Source organism: Cupriavidus sp. 2TAF22 (genome assembly GCF_052115045.1).
GTDB lineage: Bacteria > Pseudomonadota > Gammaproteobacteria > Burkholderiales > Burkholderiaceae > Cupriavidus.
In genome coordinates, this window is sequence record NZ_JBFRFX010000021.1 from 1 (window position 1) to 19,082 (window position 19,082).

At 66.0% G+C, this 19,082-nt stretch carries 18 protein-coding genes and 1 pseudogene; 13 read left to right on the forward strand and 6 right to left on the reverse strand.

The genetic code is table 11. The features are described 5' to 3' along the window. From AB4Z48_RS23560 to AB4Z48_RS23575, 4 genes and pseudogenes are all read right to left on the reverse strand, one after another. A pseudogene (locus tag AB4Z48_RS23560) lies at positions 1-1,312 on the reverse strand (NAD(P)(+) transhydrogenase (Re/Si-specific) subunit beta); the annotation flags it as partial. Further along, positions 1,288-1,620, reverse strand: a complete 333-nt coding sequence (locus tag AB4Z48_RS23565; protein WP_441618397.1) for an NAD(P) transhydrogenase subunit alpha — start codon at positions 1,618-1,620, stop codon at positions 1,288-1,290. The pseudogene AB4Z48_RS23560 and the gene AB4Z48_RS23565, both read right to left, overlap by 25 nt. Positions 1,621-1,821: 201 nt before the next feature. After that, positions 1,822-2,184, reverse strand: a complete 363-nt coding sequence (gene panD / locus AB4Z48_RS23570) for an aspartate 1-decarboxylase (RefSeq protein WP_441618399.1) — start codon at positions 2,182-2,184, stop codon at positions 1,822-1,824. Between the two features lie 174 nt (positions 2,185-2,358). Then, positions 2,359-3,480, reverse strand: a complete 1,122-nt coding sequence (locus AB4Z48_RS23575; RefSeq protein ID WP_441618401.1) for a Re/Si-specific NAD(P)(+) transhydrogenase subunit alpha — start codon at positions 3,478-3,480, stop codon at positions 2,359-2,361. Between the two features lie 506 nt (positions 3,481-3,986). Here AB4Z48_RS23575 and AB4Z48_RS23580 point away from each other — a divergent pair. The 5 genes from AB4Z48_RS23580 (at position 3,987) to mnmA (ending at position 7,943) form a co-directional block, all read left to right on the forward strand. Next, positions 3,987-4,781 (forward strand): TorF family putative porin, encoded by a 795-nt coding sequence (locus AB4Z48_RS23580; protein ID WP_441618403.1) that lies wholly within the window; start codon positions 3,987-3,989, stop codon positions 4,779-4,781. Positions 4,782-4,923: 142 nt separating this feature from the next. Further along, complete coding sequence (locus AB4Z48_RS23585) at positions 4,924-5,337, forward strand: hypothetical protein (protein WP_441618405.1); 414 nt, start codon at positions 4,924-4,926, stop codon at positions 5,335-5,337. Continuing rightward, on the forward strand, positions 5,324-6,256 hold the full coding sequence (gene dapA, locus AB4Z48_RS23590; protein WP_441618407.1) for a 4-hydroxy-tetrahydrodipicolinate synthase: 933 nt from the start codon (positions 5,324-5,326) through the stop codon (positions 6,254-6,256). The genes AB4Z48_RS23585 and dapA overlap by 14 nt, the downstream gene beginning before the upstream one ends. An 89-nt stretch (positions 6,257-6,345) precedes the next feature. Further along, positions 6,346-6,867: an NUDIX hydrolase gene (locus AB4Z48_RS23595; RefSeq protein WP_441618409.1), complete on the forward strand. Its 522-nt coding sequence runs from the start codon at positions 6,346-6,348 to the stop codon at positions 6,865-6,867. Continuing rightward, on the forward strand, positions 6,864-7,943 hold the full coding sequence (gene mnmA, locus AB4Z48_RS23600; RefSeq protein ID WP_441618411.1) for a tRNA 2-thiouridine(34) synthase MnmA: 1,080 nt from the start codon (positions 6,864-6,866) through the stop codon (positions 7,941-7,943). Before AB4Z48_RS23595 ends, mnmA begins: the two co-directional genes overlap by 4 nt. A gap of 42 nt (positions 7,944-7,985) precedes the next feature. On the opposite strand, the gene AB4Z48_RS23605 is transcribed toward mnmA, so the two are convergent. Next, on the reverse strand, positions 7,986-8,600 hold the full coding sequence (locus tag AB4Z48_RS23605; protein ID WP_441618413.1) for a glutathione S-transferase family protein: 615 nt from the start codon (positions 8,598-8,600) through the stop codon (positions 7,986-7,988). A gap of 399 nt (positions 8,601-8,999) precedes the next feature. Between AB4Z48_RS23605 and purB the strand changes: the two genes are divergently transcribed. The 8 genes from purB (at position 9,000) to AB4Z48_RS23645 (ending at position 17,928) form a co-directional block, all read left to right on the forward strand. After that, a complete protein-coding gene (purB, locus tag AB4Z48_RS23610; RefSeq protein WP_441618415.1) occupies positions 9,000-10,385 on the forward strand; it encodes an adenylosuccinate lyase in 1,386 nt (461 codons plus the stop codon). Positions 10,386-10,703: 318 nt separating this feature from the next. Then, complete coding sequence (locus AB4Z48_RS23615) at positions 10,704-11,291, forward strand: cytochrome b (RefSeq protein ID WP_441618417.1); 588 nt, start codon at positions 10,704-10,706, stop codon at positions 11,289-11,291. Between the two features lie 89 nt (positions 11,292-11,380). After that, positions 11,381-11,953: a YceI family protein gene (locus AB4Z48_RS23620; protein ID WP_441618419.1), complete on the forward strand. Its 573-nt coding sequence runs from the start codon at positions 11,381-11,383 to the stop codon at positions 11,951-11,953. A 67-nt stretch (positions 11,954-12,020) separates the two neighbouring features. Next, positions 12,021-12,611 (forward strand): YceI family protein, encoded by a 591-nt coding sequence (locus AB4Z48_RS23625; protein ID WP_441618421.1) that lies wholly within the window; start codon positions 12,021-12,023, stop codon positions 12,609-12,611. Positions 12,612-13,012: 401 nt separating this feature from the next. Next, entirely contained in the window at positions 13,013-14,404 is a 1,392-nt protein-coding gene (locus tag AB4Z48_RS23630; protein WP_441618423.1) for a class I SAM-dependent methyltransferase, read from the forward strand. 35 nt (positions 14,405-14,439) lie between these two features. Continuing rightward, positions 14,440-15,771 carry a sensor histidine kinase gene (locus tag AB4Z48_RS23635; protein WP_441618426.1) on the forward strand — a complete coding sequence of 444 codons (1,332 nt, stop codon included), beginning with the start codon at positions 14,440-14,442 and terminating at the stop codon, positions 15,769-15,771. A gap of 7 nt (positions 15,772-15,778) precedes the next feature. Further along, positions 15,779-16,912, forward strand: a complete 1,134-nt coding sequence (locus AB4Z48_RS23640; protein WP_441618428.1) for a hybrid sensor histidine kinase/response regulator — start codon at positions 15,779-15,781, stop codon at positions 16,910-16,912. Next, positions 16,909-17,928 (forward strand): response regulator, encoded by a 1,020-nt coding sequence (locus AB4Z48_RS23645; protein ID WP_441618430.1) that lies wholly within the window; start codon positions 16,909-16,911, stop codon positions 17,926-17,928. The genes AB4Z48_RS23640 and AB4Z48_RS23645 overlap by 4 nt, the downstream gene beginning before the upstream one ends. Positions 17,929-18,021: 93 nt before the next feature. Here AB4Z48_RS23645 and secF read toward each other — a convergent pair whose 3' ends face one another. Next, positions 18,022-18,993 (reverse strand): protein translocase subunit SecF, encoded by a 972-nt coding sequence (secF, locus tag AB4Z48_RS23650; protein ID WP_441618432.1) that lies wholly within the window; start codon positions 18,991-18,993, stop codon positions 18,022-18,024. Between the last annotated feature and the right edge of the window lie 89 nt (positions 18,994-19,082).

Here is a 19,082-nt window from a genome sequence, read left to right on the forward strand (position 1 = left end):
CTTGCCCATGTCCTCGACCACCTTCTTGGCGTCGCCGAACCTTGCCCATGTCCTCGACCACCTTCTTGGCGTCGCCGAACACCATCATGGTCTTGTCCATGTAGAACAACTCGTTGTCGAGACCGGCATAGCCGGCCGCCATCGAGCGCTTGTTCACGATGATGGTCTTGGCCTTGTAGGCTTCCAGGATCGGCATGCCGGCGATCGGCGAGTTGGGATCGGTCTTGGCSGCCGGATTGACCACGTCGTTGGCGCCCAGCACGAGCACCACGTCGGCCTGGCCGAACTCGCTGTTGATGTCTTCCATCTCGAAGACCTGGTCGTAGGGCACTTCGGCCTCGGCCAGCAGCACGTTCATGTGGCCCGGCATGCGGCCCGCCACCGGGTGGATGGCGTACTTCACCGTCACRCCCTTCTCGACCAGCTTCTCGGTCAGTTCCTTGAGCGCGTGCTGCGCGCGCGCCACCGCCAGGCCGTAGCCCGGCACGATGATCACGGTCTCGGCGTTGCCCATCAGGAAGGCCGCGTCATCGGCCGAGCCGGACTTGACCGGGCGCTGCTGCTGCTCGCCGGCGGCCGCCCCCGCGGCCGTGCCGCCGAAGCCGCCCAGCAGCACGTTGAAGAACGAGCGGTTCATGGCGCGGCACATGATGTACGAGAGGATCGCACCGCTCGATCCCACCAGCGAGCCGGCGATGATCAGCATCGGGTTGTTGAGCGAGAAGCCGATGCCGGCCGCCGCCCAGCCCGAGTACGAGTTCAGCATCGACACCACCACCGGCATGTCGGCGCCGCCGATCGGGATGATGATCAGCACGCCCAGCACGAAGGCGATCGCCAGCATCACCACGAAGGGCAGCCAGCTCTGCGACAGGAAGAAGATCACSCCGAAGCCGATCATCGCCACCGCCAGCAGCAGGTTGAGCATGTGCTGKCCGGGGAAGGACACCGGCGCGCCCTGGAACAGGCGGAACTTGTAGCGCCCGGCCAGCTTGCCGAAGGCGATCACCGAGCCCGAGAAGGTGATGGCACCGACGAAGCAGCCGATGAACAGCTCGATGCGGTTGCCCAGCGGGATGTCGTGCGAGCCCGCCGGCGTGATGCCGAAGGCGGCCGGTTCGGCCACCGCGGCCACCGCGATGAACACCGCCGCCAGGCCGATCAGCGAGTGCATCGCCGCGACCAGCTCGGGCATCTTGGTCATCTCGACTTTCTTCGCCACGTAGGCGCCGATGCCGCCGCCCACCACCAGCGCGCCGAAGATCAGCAGGGTGACGAGATTCATGCTCATTTGCCGTGCTCCTTGGCCGAGCCGTCAGCCTTTGCCTTGGGTTCCTTCTTCTTGAACATCTCCAGCATGCGCTGGGTCACCAGGAAGCCGCCGAACACATTGACGGCGGCCAGCGCCACCGCCAGCGTGCCCATGGTGCGTCCTACCATGCCCTCGGTCAGGCCGGCCGCCAGCATGGCGCCGACGATGATGATGGCCGAGATCGCATTGGTCACGGCCATCAGCGGGGTGTGCAGGGCCGGCGTTACCGTCCAGACCACGTGGTACCCCACGTAGATCGCCAGCACGAAGATGATCAGGTTGATCACCGTGTGGTTCACCATTTCCATCGCCTACTCCTCCGTTGCTTGAATGCCTTCGCTGCGCGGTTGTCCCGTGTTCTTCTGCCTGGCCCGGCGCACCTGGCCGTGCTGCCCGATGCCGGTCTGCTTCTCGCGTGCGCGCCGCCGCAGGCGGCGGCGCGCGAAGTCCGTACGTATGGACGGCTGGACGGCTGGACCGGCTGGCTCGCCGGATCCGCCGCATGCCGCCTACACCTTCTTGATTTCCTTGATGCCGTTGTTGTCGTTCACCAGGATGACCTTCGGCTTGTAGGTGGCGATCTCTTCGTCGCTCATCGGCGCGTAGGTGCAGATGATGAGATGGTCGCCCAGGTGCGCGCGCCGCGCGGCCGCGCCGTTGAGCGAGATCTCGCCGGTGCCGCGCGCGCCCTTGATGATGTAGGTCGAAAAACGCTCGCCGTTGTTGACGTTGTACAACTCGATCTTCTCGAACTCCTTCATGTCGGCCGCGTCGAGCAGGTCCTCGTCGATGCCGCATGAGCCCTCGTAGTGGAGGTCCGCCTGTGTCACGGTGACACGATGGAGCTTGGCGCGGAGCATGATGCGTTGCATTGGTGATGCGTCCTTGGTTGTGGCTGTGTGAGCCCGTGGGCAAGCCCCGCGGGCCGCTGCAAAGCTCCCGGTGCCCGGACGTGCCGGCCGCGCCGGCGAACGCCCGCGCGCCATGCCGGGACCGCGTGGCGCCAATCTAAAGCGAGCGGGCCGCGGCGGGCCCGCCTGCGCGCTTCAGTTGGCGCCGCGGACGACTTGTCCGTCCTTGCACATCAGGCAGGCCGCCACGATGTCGTCTTCCAGGTTCAGTATGAACTGGCCGTCCTTGTCGATGACGAGCTTGAGGAAGTCGAGCACGTTGCGCGCGTAGAGTGCCGAGGCGTCGGCCGCCACCATGCTGGCAAGGTTGGTATGGCCGATCAGCGTGACGCCGTGGCGCTCCACCACTTCGTCGGCCACGGTGAGCGGGCAGTTGCCGCCCTGCGCCGCGGCCAGGTCGACCACCACCGAGCCCGGCTTCATGGCCTGGACGGTTTCTTCCTTGAGCAGCACCGGTGCCTGGCGGCCCGGGATCAGCGCGGTGGTGATGACGATGTCGGCGGCCTTGGCGCGCTCGTGCACCAGTTCGGCCTGGCGGCGCATCCAGTCCGGCGGCATCGGGCGCGCATAGCCTCCCACGCCCTGGGCGATCTCGCGCTCTTCATCGGTGACGAACGGCACGTCGACGAACTTGGCCCCCAGCGACTCGATCTGTTCCTTGACCGCGGGGCGCACGTCGGAGGCTTCGATCACCGCGCCCAGGCGCTTGGCCGTGGCGATGGCCTGCAGGCCGGCCACGCCGGCGCCGAGGATCAGCACGCGCGCCGCCTTCACGGTGCCGGCGGCGGTCATCAGCATCGGCATGAAGCGCTGGTAATGGTGAGCGGCGACCAGCACGGCCTTGTAGCCGGCGATATTGGCCTGCGAGGACAGCACGTCCATGCTCTGCGCGCGCGTGGTGCGCGGCGCGGCTTCGAGCGCGAAGGCGGTCAGCGTGGCGCGCGCCATGCGTGCGTTGTTGTCGGCATCGAAGGGGTTGAGCATGCCGACCAGCGCGGAGCCGGGCTTCATCAGCGCGAGCTCGGCGTCGTCCGGTGCGCGCACCTTCAGGACGAGCTGCGCGCCCAGCGCCTGGGCCGCGGTGCCGATGGTGGCGCCGACCGCCTCGTAGGCTGAGTCGGGCTGGCTGGCGCGCACGCCAGCTCCCGATTGCACGATAACCTGATGGCCCTGCGCGACGTATTTCTTGACCGTCTCGGGGGTTGCGGCGACACGAGTCTCACCTGCCCGCGTCTCCTGCGGGATGCCGATGTGCATCGTCAATTTCTCCTTTTGCTGGCGTCTTCGAGGCGCTGTCAAAATGATTCTGGCGATGGGGCGCGCGTGCCTTGCGTACGTACGACATGTACGGGATGTACGACATGTACATCCAGTCGGAGCGCCCGACCAGAACCGCTTCGTTTCATTCTGACAATGCCGCTGCTCTGCATTTACGGGCGGACGTCCTGAGCCCTTTGTGTTTTCCCGCGCGCACAGCCGAAGCTGGGCGCAGCGCACAATTTTTTCGCAGCTTACAGGAATCTGACGATCCGTGGTGACCGGCCGTTCGGCTTTTGCGCAACAAGTCCGCATGGCGCATGGCGGCTATCCGGGTGGTGCATGACTGGCCCCCGTCTTTATGTGATCGCTTGGCGTGCCCCCGTTTTCTTGACACCGATTTGAGATGCGCTCCCGTACTGTTCGGGTCGCTGCGCGGCCCGTGCCGCGCCACCGCGCCGATGGCGCTATTCCGATCGACCTCCCTGTTTCCTGCCAAGCAATCCATGACTGTCTTCCGCCTTGCTGCTCCGCGCGCCTGCGCCGTCTTCCTGTCCGGCGCCGCCCTTTTCTGCGGCGTGTCCGGTGCCCATGCCCAGAGCACACCCGACGCCGAAGCCTCGCCGCACACGTTCACGGCCAACGTGACCGTCGCCAGCGAATACCGCTACCGCGGCCTGATGCAGACCAACCGTCGCCCGGCCATCCAGGGCGGCTTCGACTACGCGCATTCGAGCGGCTTCTACCTCGGCAACTGGAACTCGAGCATCAGCTGGCTCAGCGACAGCAACCCGCAGGTCTCGGCACCGATCGAGATGGATTTCTACGGCGGCTTCAAGAACACCGTGACGCTGGCAGGGCTGGAGTGGAACTACGACCTGGGCGTGCTGCAGTACTACTATCCGGGCGACTACCCGAACGGCTTCACGCGCCCCTACACCACGGAGCTATATATCGGCGCTGGTTACGGCCCCGTGTTCCTGAAGTACTCGCAGGCGCTGACCAACCTGTTCGGCTTCGCCAACAGCAAGTACAGCTCCTATATCGACCTCAGCGCCAACGTGCCGCTCAATGTGTGGGACCTGACGCTGAACGCGCACGTGGGCTACCAGGACGTGCGCAATGTCACCGATGCCTCGTACACCGACTGGAGGCTCGGGCTGACCAAGGACCTGGGCAAGGGCTTCGCGCTGGCGCTCGCCTATATCGACACCAACGCCCACCACTCGGTCTACACCAACACGTCCGGGCGCTATATCGGGCGGGCCGCCGCGTTCGCTTCGCTCACCAAGACATTCTGAGCGCGGCCTTTTGATGACTTCTTGATGACGCCGGCGGCAATCATTGCATCAACTTGAGGCCCGCCTGCCTAGCATGGTTCCATCTACAACAGACGACCCGTTTCACACGGGTCCAGCCCATATGCGACAGTCGAGCCTTGCCGTGGCCTTCGTTTCCGTGCCGCGCCGTCCTTCCCGCACGCAGTCCGCCCGCGCCGCATCGGCGCGCACCGAAGCCACGCGCACCGGGCGCGGCGCCGCGCGTCCCGCGCAACCCGTATCCGGCATCGACAACGCCGCGGCGAACGCCGCCGACACCGCATGCGCATGGATCCGCCTGCGCCTGGCAGTGGCCTCGGGCCAGGTCTTCGCGCTGCGCCAGTCGCTGCACGCGGCGATCGGCAAGCTGGCGCGCATCTATGTGGTCGAGGTGGACCACCGCCACGGCGAGACCACCGTGCATGTGGAGGTCGAGCGCGGTGGCCGCGATGCCGCCATGCACGCCATCATGATGGCGCTGCCTGCCGCCGAGTTCGGCGTGACCACTGTGCTGGGGCAAGACCATGCCGCGCACTGAGCAGGAAGCGGGCCGCCTGCGCAAGCCGGGCGGCACCGGGCTGTGGCTGCCGATGGTGACGCCGCTGCAAGGCGGCGAGCTGGACCTGCCCTGCGCGCAGCGCCTGGCCGCGCACTATGTGGCCAGCGGGGTGGACGGTCTCGTCATCCTCGGCACCACGGGGGAGGGCGCACTGCTCTCGCCAGCGGAGCGGCTGATGTTCACCGCCGCGGTGCTCGAAGCAGTCAATGGCGCGCTGCCGGTGATGGCCGGCGTGGGCGGCGTGGATACCCGCGGCGTGTGCGAGCAGGTGCGCCAGCTCGACGCCTTCGACCTGGCCGGCTACCTGGTGCCGCCGCCGTACTACCTGCGCCCGGGCGACGATGGCATTGCCTGGCATTTCGAGCGCGTGGCCGACGCTACCTGGCGGCCGCTGATGCTCTACAACGTACCGCGCCGCACCGGCTGCAGCCTGTCGCCCGCGCTGGTGCGGCGCCTGGCCGCGCATCCGCGCATCGTGGCGGTCAAGGAGTGCGATGCGGCGGGGCTGCGCGCGCTTGCCGGCTGCGAAGCGCTCTCGGTGTTCTGCGGCGAGGACGAGGCCATCCTCGGCCATCTGCTGGGTGGCGGCGACGGCGTGGTGCCGGCCAGCGCGCATATCCGCACCGACCTGTTCGTGCGCCTGGTGCAACTGGCCGCGGACGGCCGGCACGAGGCGGCGCGCGCCCTGTTCGCGCGCCTGGCGCCGCTGATCGCGCTGTTGTTTTCCGAGCCCAATCCCGCGCCGGTCAAGGCCGCGCTCGCCTTGTGCGGACTGGCCGGCGCGGAGGTCAGGCGGCCGCTGATGCCGGCCAGCGCGGCGCTGCGCGAACGGCTCGAGCATGCGATCGACCTGCTGCCTTCCGCGCGAGAAGTGGAGTGCACTTTGCAGCCTGCGTGACGGGCCGGGCGCCGCGGCGAGGCGGACGGCCTGGATGCGCGAAAGTGCGGCAACCGGTAGAATGCCGGATTGCCTAAATTTTGTGCATCATGTCACACGACTGGAAAGCCAGCGTCACCGTCGCCGCGGTCATCGAACGCGGCGGCCGTTTCCTGCTGGTGGAAGAAGAAACCCCCGACGGCCTGCGGCTGAACCAGCCTGCCGGCCACCTCGATCCCGGCGAGAGCCTGGTGCATGCGGTCATCCGCGAGACGCTGGAGGAAACCGCGCACACCTTCGAGCCGCGCGCGCTGCTGGGCTGCTATATGGCGCATTCCGGGTCGGCGGGCAGCACGGCGCGGCCGGGCGGCGACATCACTTATGTGCGCTTTGCCTTCACCGGCGAGCTGGGCGCGCTCGATGCCGGGCGCCAGCTCGACGTCGGCATCGTGCGCACGGTGTGGATGAGCGCGGATGAGATCCGCGCCTGCCCCGAGCGCCATCGCACGCCCTTGGTGCTGGCCTGCATGGAAGACTACCTGGCCGGCAAGCGCTTCGCGCTCGACGCGCTTTTCACCCACCCCTCGGTGACCGCGGCGACGCACGCACCGGCCGGCGGAGCCGCGTCATGAGCGGCAAGCGCGTGGTGGTGGGCATGTCGGGTGGCGTCGACTCCTCGGTGACCGCGTGGCTGCTCAAGCAGCAGGGCTACGAGGTGATCGGCCTGTTCATGAAGAACTGGGAGGACGACGACGACAGCGAATATTGCTCGACCCGGCAGGACTGGCTCGATGTCGTCTCGGTGGCCGACCTGATCGGCGTGGACGTGGAAGCCGTCAACTTCGCCGCCGAGTACAAGGACCGCGTGTTCGCCGATTTCCTGCGCGAATACTCGGCCGGCCGCACGCCCAATCCCGACGTGCTGTGCAACGCTGAGATCAAGTTCAAGGCCTTCCTCGACCACGCCATGTCGCTGGGCGCGGACACCATCGCCACGGGCCACTATGCGCGCGTGCGCCAGGCCGCGAACGGCCGCTTCGAACTGCTCAAGGCCTTCGATCACACCAAGGACCAGAGCTATTTCCTGCACCGCCTGAACCAGGCGCAGCTCTCGCGCACGTTGTTCCCGCTGGGCGAGATGCCCAAGACGCGCGTGCGCGAGATTGCCGCCGAGATCGGCCTGCCCAACGCGAAGAAGAAGGATTCGACCGGCATCTGCTTTATCGGCGAGCGGCCTTTCCGCGATTTCCTCAACCGCTACCTGCCCACCAGCCCCGGCCCGATGAAGACGCCGGACGGCAAGGAAGTCGGCCAGCACATCGGCCTGGCCTTCTATACGCTGGGCCAGCGCAAGGGCATCGGCCTGGGCGGCAGCCGCGAAGGCAGCGGCGACGCCTGGTACGTGGCGCGCAAGGATATGGCGAGCAATACGCTGTATGTGGTGCAGGGCCACGATCATCCGTGGCTGCTGACGCCGGCGCTCGATGCCGCGGACCTGTCGTGGGTGGCCGGCGAGGGCCCGCAGGTGGGCACCGCGCTATCGGCCAAGACACGCTACCGGCAGAGCGATGCGCCGTGCTCGGTGTCGGCGCTGGAGGGAGACGCGCTGCGGCTGGGGTTTGCCGAGGCGCAGTGGGCGGTGACGCCGGGCCAGTCGGCAGTGCTGTACCAGGGCGATGTCTGCCTCGGTGGCGGCATCATCCGGTAGCTGGGCGCGCCGGTCGCCCGGCGCGCTGATGCGCCCGCGTGCCTACGCGCGCGGCGGCTCGGTATCGATGAACGACTGGCGCTTGCCCAGCTTGTCCTGATACACGGCCAGGCGCGGATGACGCTCGCGCCAGGCGATGTCCGGGAAGCGGAAGTCCAGGTACGAGAGCGCGCAGCCAACCGCCACGTCGGCCAGCGAGTAGTGGTTGTCGCAGCACCACGGGCGGTCGGCCAGGCCGTCGGCGATGGCCGCCACCGCCGAGTCGATCTTGCCGAGCTGGCGCTTGACCCAGCGCTCGCTGCGCTGCTCGGGTTCGCGCTGGGTATGCTCCAGGCGCGCCAGCAGGGCGGCGTCGAGCAGGCCGTCGGCCAGCGCTTCCCAGCAGCGTACTTCCACGCGTTCGCGGGCGCCTTGCGGGATCATCCGGCTGACCGGCGTCAGCGTATCGACGTATTCGACGATCACGCGCGAATCGAAGATCGCGCCGCCGTCTTCCATCACCAGGCAAGGCACCTTGCCGAGCGGGTTGAACTGGCCGATGGTGGTGTCGGGCGACCACACGTCCACCTCGACCATCTGGTAATCGATCTTCTTCTCTGCCATCACCACGCGCACCTTGCGCGCGTAGGGACTGGTTTGCGATGCGTACAGCTTCATGGACTCCCCTCGAGCTTGTTATGAAGTGCATCGGCGCCCTCTGGCACGACGGACCGCGCTGGAGGCGTCCGGCCGGCATGCCCGATGCACTTCATAACAGGCTAGCGGATCGGCGAGCGCGAGTATACCCGTGCCCGGTGCCATACATATGATGGCCGCGCACCATCTCCGTGCGGGTGTCGTGGTGCCGATACGCGCCACCGCGCCACCGCCATGCCGGCGGCCACAGAACGGCGGCCGCGATGGTAAAATGCCCGCTTTCCGCCGCGCCGCCGGTCGGCCGGCGCGCCTGATTGGTCTCTTTTGCGGCTTGTCGCGGGTCTTCGCGGCGCGTGCCGGCCATTTTTGCGCCGGTTTGCGCCAGACCACCGTCTTTTCCCTTCCTTCCGGTCTTCCAGCATGTCTTCCTCCTCGCTCTCCCCGCTCACCGCCCTGTCCCCCATCGACGGCCGCTATGCCTCCAAGGCCGATGCGCTGCGCGAGTGGCTTTCGGAAGCGGCCTTCATGCGCAACCGCGTCAAGGTGGAAGTGCACTGGCTGATCGCGCTGTCGCAGGCCGGCCTGCCCGACATGCCGAAGTTCTCGCCGGCATCCGAGGCCGCGCTGCTGGCCCTGGTGGACAACTTCTCCGAAGCGCACGCCGCGCGCATCAAGGAGATCGAGGCCGTCACCAACCACGACGTCAAGGCGGTCGAGTACTGGCTCAAGGAGCAGGTCAAGGGCAATGCCGAGCTGGAAGCCGCGAGCGAGTTCATCCATTTCGCCTGCACCTCGGAAGACATCAACAACACCTCGCACGGCATGATGCTCAAGGGCGCGCGCGATGGCGTGGTGGTGCCGGCGCTGCAGCGCGTGCACGCGCGCCTGGTCGAACTGGCACATGCCAACGCCCGCCAGCCGATGCTGTCGCGCACCCATGGCCAGCCGGCCAGCCCGACCACGCTGGGCAAGGAAATGGCCAATGTGGCCGCTCGCCTGGGCCGTGCCATCGAGCGCATCCAGCGCGTGGAGCTGCTGGGCAAGATGAACGGCGCGGTGGGCAACTACAACGCGCACCTGTCGGCCTATCCGTCGTTCGACTGGGAGGCGTTCTCGAAACAGGTGATCGAAGCGCGCCTGGGCCTGACCTTCAACCCGTACACCATCCAGATCGAGCCGCACGACTACATGGCCGAGCTGTTCGACGCCGTCGCCCGCGCCAACACCATCCTGATCGACCTGAACCGCGACGTCTGGGGCTATATCTCGCTGGGCTACTTCAAGCAGAGGACCAAGGCCGGCGAGATCGGCTCGTCGACCATGCCGCACAAGGTCAACCCGATCGATTTCGAGAACTCGGAAGGCAACCTGGGCCTGGGCAACGCGGTGCTGCGCCACCTGTCGGAAAAACTGCCGCTGTCGCGCTGGCAGCGCGACCTGACCGACTCCACCGTGCTGCGCAACATGGGCGTGGCCCTTGGCTACAGCCTGCTGGCCTACGAGGCCTGCCTGCGCGGCCTGGGCAAGCTGGAAACCAACCCGGAGCGCCTGAACGAAGACCTCGACAATTGCTGGGAAGTGCTGGCCGAGCCGGTGCAGACCGTGATGCGCCGCTTCGGCGTGCCCAATCCGTATGAGCAGCTCAAGGAGCTCACGCGCGGCAAGGGCATTTCGCGCGAGGCGCTGCAGACCTTCATCGGCGGCCTGGCGATTCCCGAGGACGCCAGGAAGCTGCTGCTGGAGATGACGCCGGCCAGCTACATCGGGCGCGCCGTGAGCCTTGCCGAAGGCATTTCGGCCGCCTGATCTCGCGCGCTGTCCGGCCCGCCGGCCGGCACCGGGACAACAAAAGAAGCCACCCTGCGGGGTGGTTTTTTCGTCTGGCGACCGCCGCGGCGAAATGTCACTTCAAATGGTTTGAATGATTCCATGAATTTCGGACCGCTCGGCCTCATGCGTACGGCACAATAATGCGAGAATCCAGAGGCTGATGGTCATCTGCATGCCGTCGCCTTTTTGCATGCGCCGATAAAACGCTCGACACAAACGCTCCACACAAACGCGCCATACGAACGCGCCATACGAACGCGCCATACGAACGCCCGTGACGGGCAGGGGTTTTACATGCATTCTCAAATCAAGACCGGCGCCCGCGCCGGGGCCTCACCACAGTTGTCCGCATCCGCCTACGGGGCAACCGCGATCGGTCTGCACTGGATCATCGCCTTGCTGATCTTCGCCGCCTTCGGGCTTGGCCTGTACATGACCAGCATTCCGGGGCTGTCGATGCTCAAGCTCAAGCTGTTCTCGTGGCACAAGTGGCTGGGCGTGACGGTGTTCGCCATCGCCGTGCTGCGCGTGCTGTGGCGCGCCACCCACCGGGCGCCGGCGCCCGCCGCGGGTACCCCCGCCTGGCAGGCCGCCGCGGCGCACGGCGCGCATATGCTGCTGTACGTGCTGATCGTGGTGGTGCCCATCACCGGCTACCTGTACAGCTGCGCGGCCGGCGTGCCGGTGGTCTACCTGGGTGTCCTGCCGCTGCCGTCGCTGATCGAGCCGAACGACGCACTCAAGGAAATCCTCAAGCAGGCCCATATCTGGCTGAACTACCTGATGGCAGCCATCGTCGTGATCCACGCGGCCGCGGCGATCAAGCACCAGTTCATCGAACGCGACGGCACGCTGGCGCGCATGCTGCCGTTCCTGAAGTAAAGCGGCGCGCAACGTAGCAACGCAGCAACCCGAAACACCATCTGAAAAACTGACCGAGGGCATTGCCCTCCTAGCGACAGGAGTCTTTGATGAAACGCATTCCCCGCCCGAGCGCGCTCCTGATGGCCGCCACCCTGGCTGTCGCCGGCATCGGCGCCAATCTCGCCTGGGCCCAGGTCGATGCCGCCAAGAGCACGGTGACCGCGACCGCCCGCCAGATCGGCGTGCCGATGGAAGGCAAGTTCAAGAAATTCGATGCGACGGTGACCTTCGATCCCGCGCAGCTGGCTGCCTCCTCGGCCAAGATCGAGATCGACGTGTCGAGCTTCGAGATCGGCGACGCCGAAACCACCAAGGAGGTCAAGGGCGCAGACTGGTTCAACGCGGCCAAATTCCCCAAGGCGGTGTTCCAGTCGACCAGCATCAAGACCGGCGCCGCCGGCAAGTACGAGGTGGCGGGCAAGCTCACCATCAAGGGCAAGACCCTGGACGTGGTGGTGCCGGCGAGCTATCGCCAGGACGGCGGCGGCCAGGTGTTCGACGGTGTGCTGCCGATCAAGCGTACCGTGTTCAATATCGGCGACGGCGAATGGAAGGATACTTCCGTTGTCGCCGACGATGTCCAGATCAAGTTCCATATCGTGACGGCGGCCAGGAAGTAAGCGCTTCGCGCTTGCCTTCGCTGCTATCGCTTTGCTGTTCATCCCCAACTTTTTGCCGGGAGCTCTCATGAAACTGCGTACCATCCTCGCCGCCGCCGCGGCCATTTCCGCCAGCGCCGCCTTCGGCGTGGCTTCGGCCAACACGGTGACCTACAACCTGGATCCCACCCACACCTACCCGAGCTTCGAAGCCGACCACCTGGGCGGCCTGTCCGTCTGGCGCGGCAAGTTCGAAAAGTCCAGCGGCACCGTGACGCTGGATCGCGCGGCCAAGACCGGCTCGCTCGACGTCAAGATCGATCCGGCTTCGGTCGACTTCGGCAACGCCAAGCTGAACCAGCACGTGAAGGGCCCGGACATGTTCAACGTCGAGGCCTTCCCGGAAGCCACCTACAAGGGCAAGTTCTCCAAGTTCAACGGCGACGTCCCGACCGAAGTCGACGGCGTGCTGACGCTGCACGGCGTGTCCAAGCCGGTCAAGCTGGAAATCCGTGAATTCAAGTGCATCCAGCACCCGATGCTCAAGCGCGAAGCCTGCGGCGCCGACGCCGTCGGCACCATCAACCGCGCCGACTTCGGCATCGACTATGGCGTGAAGATGGGCTTCAAGCCCGACGTCAAGCTGGCCATCCAGGTCGAAGGCGTGAAGGCGGAATAAGCGCGCGCTCACGCCCGGGACATGGTCCCGGCGCGCAGCACGAGAGAGGCCGGGGAGCGATCCCCGGCCTTTTTCGTTTGCCGGCCGGTGCGTGCCAGGTTATGTTGTCCGCACCTGATGCCCACAGTACAATGATTCGACAGGAATCAGTTACAGTCTCATCCAGTCAACAATCTCAGCCACTTCCTCGCTCACAGTTACCAGGGTGTAGTCGCGTGCGTGCCTGCCAGTCGAGGACGCCAATGCCCGCAACCGATTACCGACATGTATCCCAGCAGTACCCCTTGATGCCGGCCTAGCGTAGCGATCGTAGCGATCCCCTTGCCCTACGAGCTGTACCCGGCCAGTCGACAAGGACTGGACGGCCGGCAGCGTTTCTCGGATTTCTCTGGCGCAATACCGTGTACTCCCAAACGCAAATCGATCCGGTGGTCAGTTTCCGCAACTCGCAGGGCGAGCAGGTGCGGGGCACAATTATCAATCTCCAGAGAAAAGCTCTGGTGATGGAAATCTACAATCCATACTCGATCGTCCAGGTCAGCGAGGTGCTGAGCGAGCTGAGTGTGCGCATGGGAAGCAAGAACGCCTACCTGGGCAAGGCGGTGGTGATGAGCCTGGTGAATACCGGCCTCACCGCGGTGGTGTCGCTGACGCTCATCGACGAGTGGCGCGAGCTGAGCGACCTGCCCAACGAGCCCAAGTCGGTGGGGCGGGAAGCCGAACTGTTCATCAACGACTGGGACGCGCGCTTCAACATCCGGCGCGACTACCAGATCGTGGTCAACGAAATGCGCGCCTTCCTCTCCGAAGTCTCGCGCTGGGTCGAGCAGGTGGACCTGACCGAGAACCTGCCGAAGGTCGACGGGCGGCTGCGCGAGGACGTGTTCTACGAGCTGGCCACGCCGATCATGCTCAAGACCAAGACCTACCTGGACCGGCTCGAGGGCGAGGCCGAACAGGTCGACGCGGAGATCGCGCCGGTGCACCGCACTTACGCGCAGTCTGCGCTGCACCCGCTGCTGCTGCGCGCGCCGTTCGTCTACCGCACCTTCACCAAGCCGCTCGGCTATGCCGGCGACTACGAGATGGTGAACCAGATCCTGAGCGATCCGCAGCAGGGCCCGACCACCTACTTCCAGATCGTCAATACGGCCTTCCTCAAGGCCGCCGTGGCGACCGCCCACCGCAACCGCATCGACCTGCTGGTCGATTTCCTCTCGCGCCAGGCCGATGCCGCGCGCGCGGCCGGGCGGCCGTTCCGCGTGCTCAACGTGGGCTGCGGCCCGGCCTTCGAGATCCAGCGCTTCGCGCGCGAGTATGCGCAGCCCGAGATGCTGTCGTTCCAGCTGGTCGATTTCAGCGAAGAGACCCTGGCCTACACCAAGGCCTCGATCGAGCGCTCGGCCGGCGAGGCAGGGCACAAGGTGTCGGTGGAGATGGTGCACCAGTCGGTGCACGAACTGCTCAAGCGCAAGATTTCGCCGGACGACGCCAGCCTGCGCGAGTTCGATGCGGTGTACTGCGCGGGCCTGTTCGACTACCTGTCGGACAAGGTCTGCGCCCGCTTGCTCAGCTACTTCGCCGCGCGCACGCGCCCCGGCGGGCAGTTGCTGGTGACCAACGTCCACTCGGCCAATCCAGAGAAATTCGGCATGGAACACCTGCTTGAGTGGTACCTGATCTACCGCGACGAGGCGAGGATGAGTATGCTGCTGCCCGAGCAATCCCGTGCACACAAGCTCTACGTCGACCAGACCGGCGTCAACGTGTTCGCGGAAGCGAACATTCTCTGAAACACCGTTCTGAAAACCGAGCAGCCTGCCCAGACATGAGCACGAATCAACTTTATGCGGGTTACCAGACAGAGCTGGCGGACTTCCGCCTCGCCTTCAGCCGTGGCGGGGCCTATACCGCCATCGTGCTGGTGCTGCTCGGCGTGGGACTGGACTACGGCCAGTACCCGCAATTGCAGGCACCGTTCGCGGTGGCGCGGGTGCTGGTGTCGCTGCTGATCGCCGGCATCGTGATGATGCTGTACAGCTCGGCGGGCCGCCGCTTCGCGCCGTGGCTGACCTTGTCCTGGCTGCTGCTGCCGCAGATCATGATCTCGTGGATGATCTGGCACACCGACGGCGTGGAGTCGCCATACTACGTGGGCCTGAACCTGGCCATCTTCGCGTCCGGCATCGCGCTGCCGTTCGGCCTGTGGCAGAACCTGGTGTTCGGGCTGCTCTCCTACCTGTTCTACCTGCTGGCCTGCCTGTTCCATCCCGGCGGGGTCGAGCCGGCCGGCACCTTCATCGTCAATTCGCTGTTCCTGCTGTTCGCCGCCGCGGCCAGTGCGGTCTACACCTTCTTCAACGAGCGCGCGCGCTTCATGCTGTTCCGCCTCAAGGCCGAGGTTGCGGAAAAAAACGGCGAGCTCGAGGTGATCAACCGCAAGCTGGTCGACATCAAGGGCCAGATGCTGCAGCAGGAAAAGATGGCCGCCATCGGTACGCTGGCCGCAGGCCTGCTGCACGAGGTCAACAACCCGGTGAACTTCTGCCTGATGGCGATCGAGGTCGCGATGGAGGAGCCGGTGGCCAAGAACGAGCCGATGCTGCAGGAGTGCCTGGTCGACGCCAAGCAGGGCATGCAGCGTATCCAGCATATCGTGTCGGACCTGAAGACCTTCGCTTATCGCAAGCCGGGCGCCGAGGCCGAGGGCACGCCGTTCCTGTTCGAAAAGGCGCTCGATTCCTCGATCCGGCTCACCGCGCATGAACTGCGCGGCGTGGCCGTCACGCGCGAGCTGCCGGCCGACACGCTGGTGCTGGGCGACGAGGCCGCCGTGATCGGCGTGCTGATCAACCTGTTTTCAAACGCTGCGCTAGCGATGCGCAAGGCCGGCACGCAAAGCCCGGCGATCCACACCACGGTGAAGTGGGTCGAGCGCCGCCTGCACGTGACCGTGAAGGACAACGGACCGGGCATCGCCGCCGAACACCTGGCGCGCGTGTTCGAGCCGTTCTTCACCACGCGCGAAGTGGGTCAGGGCCTTGGCCTTGGCCTGTCCATCAGCTATGCGGTGGTCGAACGCCACGGCGGGGTCCTGTTCGCCGAGAGCGAACTGGGCAAGTGGGCCTCGTTCAGCTTCGACCTGCCGCGCGCCGACTGAGAATGCCATGAGCGACGCCAGGCAACCCCGGCTTACCGTGCTCTACGTCGATGACGAAGAGATGGCATGCAAGTATTTTGCCCGCGCGGTCGGTGCGGAGTACGAGGTGCTGGTCGCCAGCGGCGCGGACGAGGCGATCGGCATCCTGCGCCGCGAGGGCGCGCGCGTGGCGGTGCTGGTGACGGACTTCCGCATGCCCGGGCGCGACGGCGGCGACCTGCTGCGCCAGATCGCGCTCGAATATCCGCAGATCGTGCGCATGCTGGTGACGGCCTATGCCGACAAGGACATGCTGCTGCAGACGGTCAATACCGGCGAGGTCTTCCGAATCCTGGAGAAGCCGCTCGGGCTCAGCCAGGTGCGCGACGCGCTGCGCATGGCGGCGGAGCGCTATCGCGAACGCTCGATGCGCCACCAGCGCCTGATGGCCATCGACGAGACGCTGGCCTTCCTGGCGCACGAACTCAACACGCCGCTGGCGGCGATCGCAAATTTTGCGCGCGGTATCGAAAGCCGGATCGTGGCGGAATACAATCCGCAGCGCCAGACCGAGATCGGCCAGGCGGCCAGCGCGATGCACGACAACGCACAGTATTGCCTGGCGGTGATCTCGTCGTTCCTGCAGTCGGTGCGCAGCAGCGGCAGCCGGCCGAGCACGCAGGCCACCGCCAGCCGTGAAGTGACCGCCGGCGGGCTGATCGCCGCGTTGCTCGATACCTACCCGTTTGCGGGAGCGCAGCGGGAGTGGGTGCAGGTTGAACTGCAAGAAGATTTTGCCGTGCGCACGTTGCCCAACTGCGTGGCGCTGGTGCTGTCGTCGCTGCTGTCCAATGCGCTGCGTGCGCTCGACGGCATCGACGGGCCTTCGCTGCGTTTCGTGGTGACGGCCGAGCCCGAGGCCGCGATCCGTATTTGCGACAACGGCCCGGGCATCCCGCCGGAGGTGATGGGGCGCCTTCTGGTGGACCCGGTTACTACCCACGCGAGCACCGGTGGCAATGGCCTGGGCATGATTTTCTGCAACCGTGTGATGCAGTCTTTCGGTGGCGGTATCCGGATCGAATCGATGGCCGGGGCCGGTACCACCGTAACGCTGGATTTCCCCAATACAAAGAGTCGAATGCATAGGAGTGATCGATGAACGAACCGAATGCCACGCAGGCACCATCACCGGCGATTCTGTTCGTCGATGACGAAGCCACGGCGGTCAAGTATTTCCAGCGTGCCATCGGCGCCCTGGCGCCAGTCGTGACCGGCGGCTCGGTTGAAGAAGGCAAGGCGCTGCTGGATGCGCACGCCGACAGCCTGGCGGTGCTGGTTTCCGACCAGCGCATGCCGGGCGAATACGGCAACGAGCTGCTGCGCTACGCGCGCGAGCGCTACCCGCATATCGTGCGTATCCTGACCACTGCCTATTCGGAGATCGAGCATACCGTCGCGGCCGTCAACGAAGGCCAGATCCATCGCTACATCAAGAAGCCGTGGGACATCACCGCACTGCGCATGGAGCTCAAGCAGGCGCTCGAGATGGCGGGCCTGCGCAAGGAGCGCGACCAGCTCGTGCGCGAGAAGCTGAGCGTGCTGCAGAAGCAGACCGTCGCCACGCGCGTGGGGCTGGTGCGCGCACTGGTGGCCAGCCTGATCGGCACGGATCGCTTCCAGCCGGTCGAGACCTACCTGGCATCGGCCGCATTGGCCGGCGTGCAGAACCCCGAGCCGGACTGGCTGCTGATGGACTACGCTGATCTGGTGGCGGCGGAAAGCCGGCGCAGCGGTGGCTTCGGCTTCGCGGTGGCGGCGCAGCTCGCCGCGCTGCGCACGCGCTTTGCCGGGCGCGGCGCAGGCGACGCAGTCACGGTGCTGGCCGACGTGCTGGCTGAAGTACCGTCCACGGGCGAAGGCGCCGCGGCGGTGCGCCGCGATGGCGATGCGCTGGTCTGGACCCGGCCTGCTGCGCTGGCCGAATACCTCGGCGAGCCGGTCAAGAAGGAAGTCTCGGCGCAGCACGCCGTCTGGCTTGCCGGGCTGCTATGGCTGGAAGAGGCGGGCGGCGCGCTCAAGGCCGCGCGCGAGGGCGATGTCATCGTCTGCCGCGTTGCCGCGCGCACGACGGAATTCTCGACGGACCGCCTTGCGGTGTGGATCGAGCAGTTCTGATCCGGGCAGTGCCGCGCCGCGCAGGCGGCAGGGCAAGAAAATGGGCACCCGGAGGTGCCCATTTTTCATGGTCGCGAGCCAGGCCCGGGGCCGTCAGGCCTGCGCGCCGTAGTTCGGGTCGTCGCGGTCGATTTCGCCCGGCTTCTTCTCGCCCTTGACCAGGTCCTCGCGCTTGACGCCGAACCACATGGCCAGCGCCGCGGCGACGAACACCGAGGAGTAGATGCCGAACAGGATACCGACGGTCAGCGCCAGCGCGAAGTAGTGCAGGGTGGGACCGCCGAAGAAGAACATCGACAACACCATCATTTCGGTCGAGCCGTGGGTGATGATGGTCCGCGAGATGGTACTGGTGATCGCGTTGTCGATGATCTCGTGCGTGCTCATCTTGCGGTACTTGCGGAAGTTCTCGCGGATCCGGTCGAAGATCACCACCGACTCGTTGACCGAGTAGCCCAGCACCGCCAGGATCGCCGCCAGCACCGAYAGCGAGAACTCCCACTGGAAGAAGGCGAAGAAGCCGAGGATGATCACCACGTCGTGCAGGTTGGCGATGATGCCCGCCACCGCGAACTTCCATTCGAAGCGGAACGACAGGTAGATCACGATGCCGGCCACCACGCACAGCAGCGCCAGCAGGCCGTCGGTGGCCAGTTCCTTGCCCACCTGCGGGCCGACGAATTCCACGCGCTGCAGCTTGACTTCAGGCGTGGCGGCCTGCAGCGCGCCCATGACCTGCTCGCTCTGCTGGGCCGAGGTGACGGGCTTGCCGTCCGGGCCCTTCTGCAGCGGCAGGCGGATCATCACGTCGCGCGAGGTGCCGAAGTTCTGCACCTGCACGTCGGTATAGCCGAGCTTGCCGACCTGGCCACGGATCTTCTCGAGATCGGCGGTCTGCTGGTAGTTGACCTCCATCACCGTGCCGCCGGTGAACTCGATCGACAGGTGCAGGCCCTTGTGCCAGAGGAAGAACACGGCCGCGGCAAACGTCAGGAAGGAAATCACGTTGAAGACCAACGCGTGCTTCATGAACGGAATGTCGCGCCGGATGCGGAAGAATTCCATGTTGAATCCTGTTCTGTACGGCAGCCCTTGCTGCCGTTCTTGTGCTGTTTGGCGGCCGCGCGCCTGGCGCGGCCGCCTTGATGCTGTCC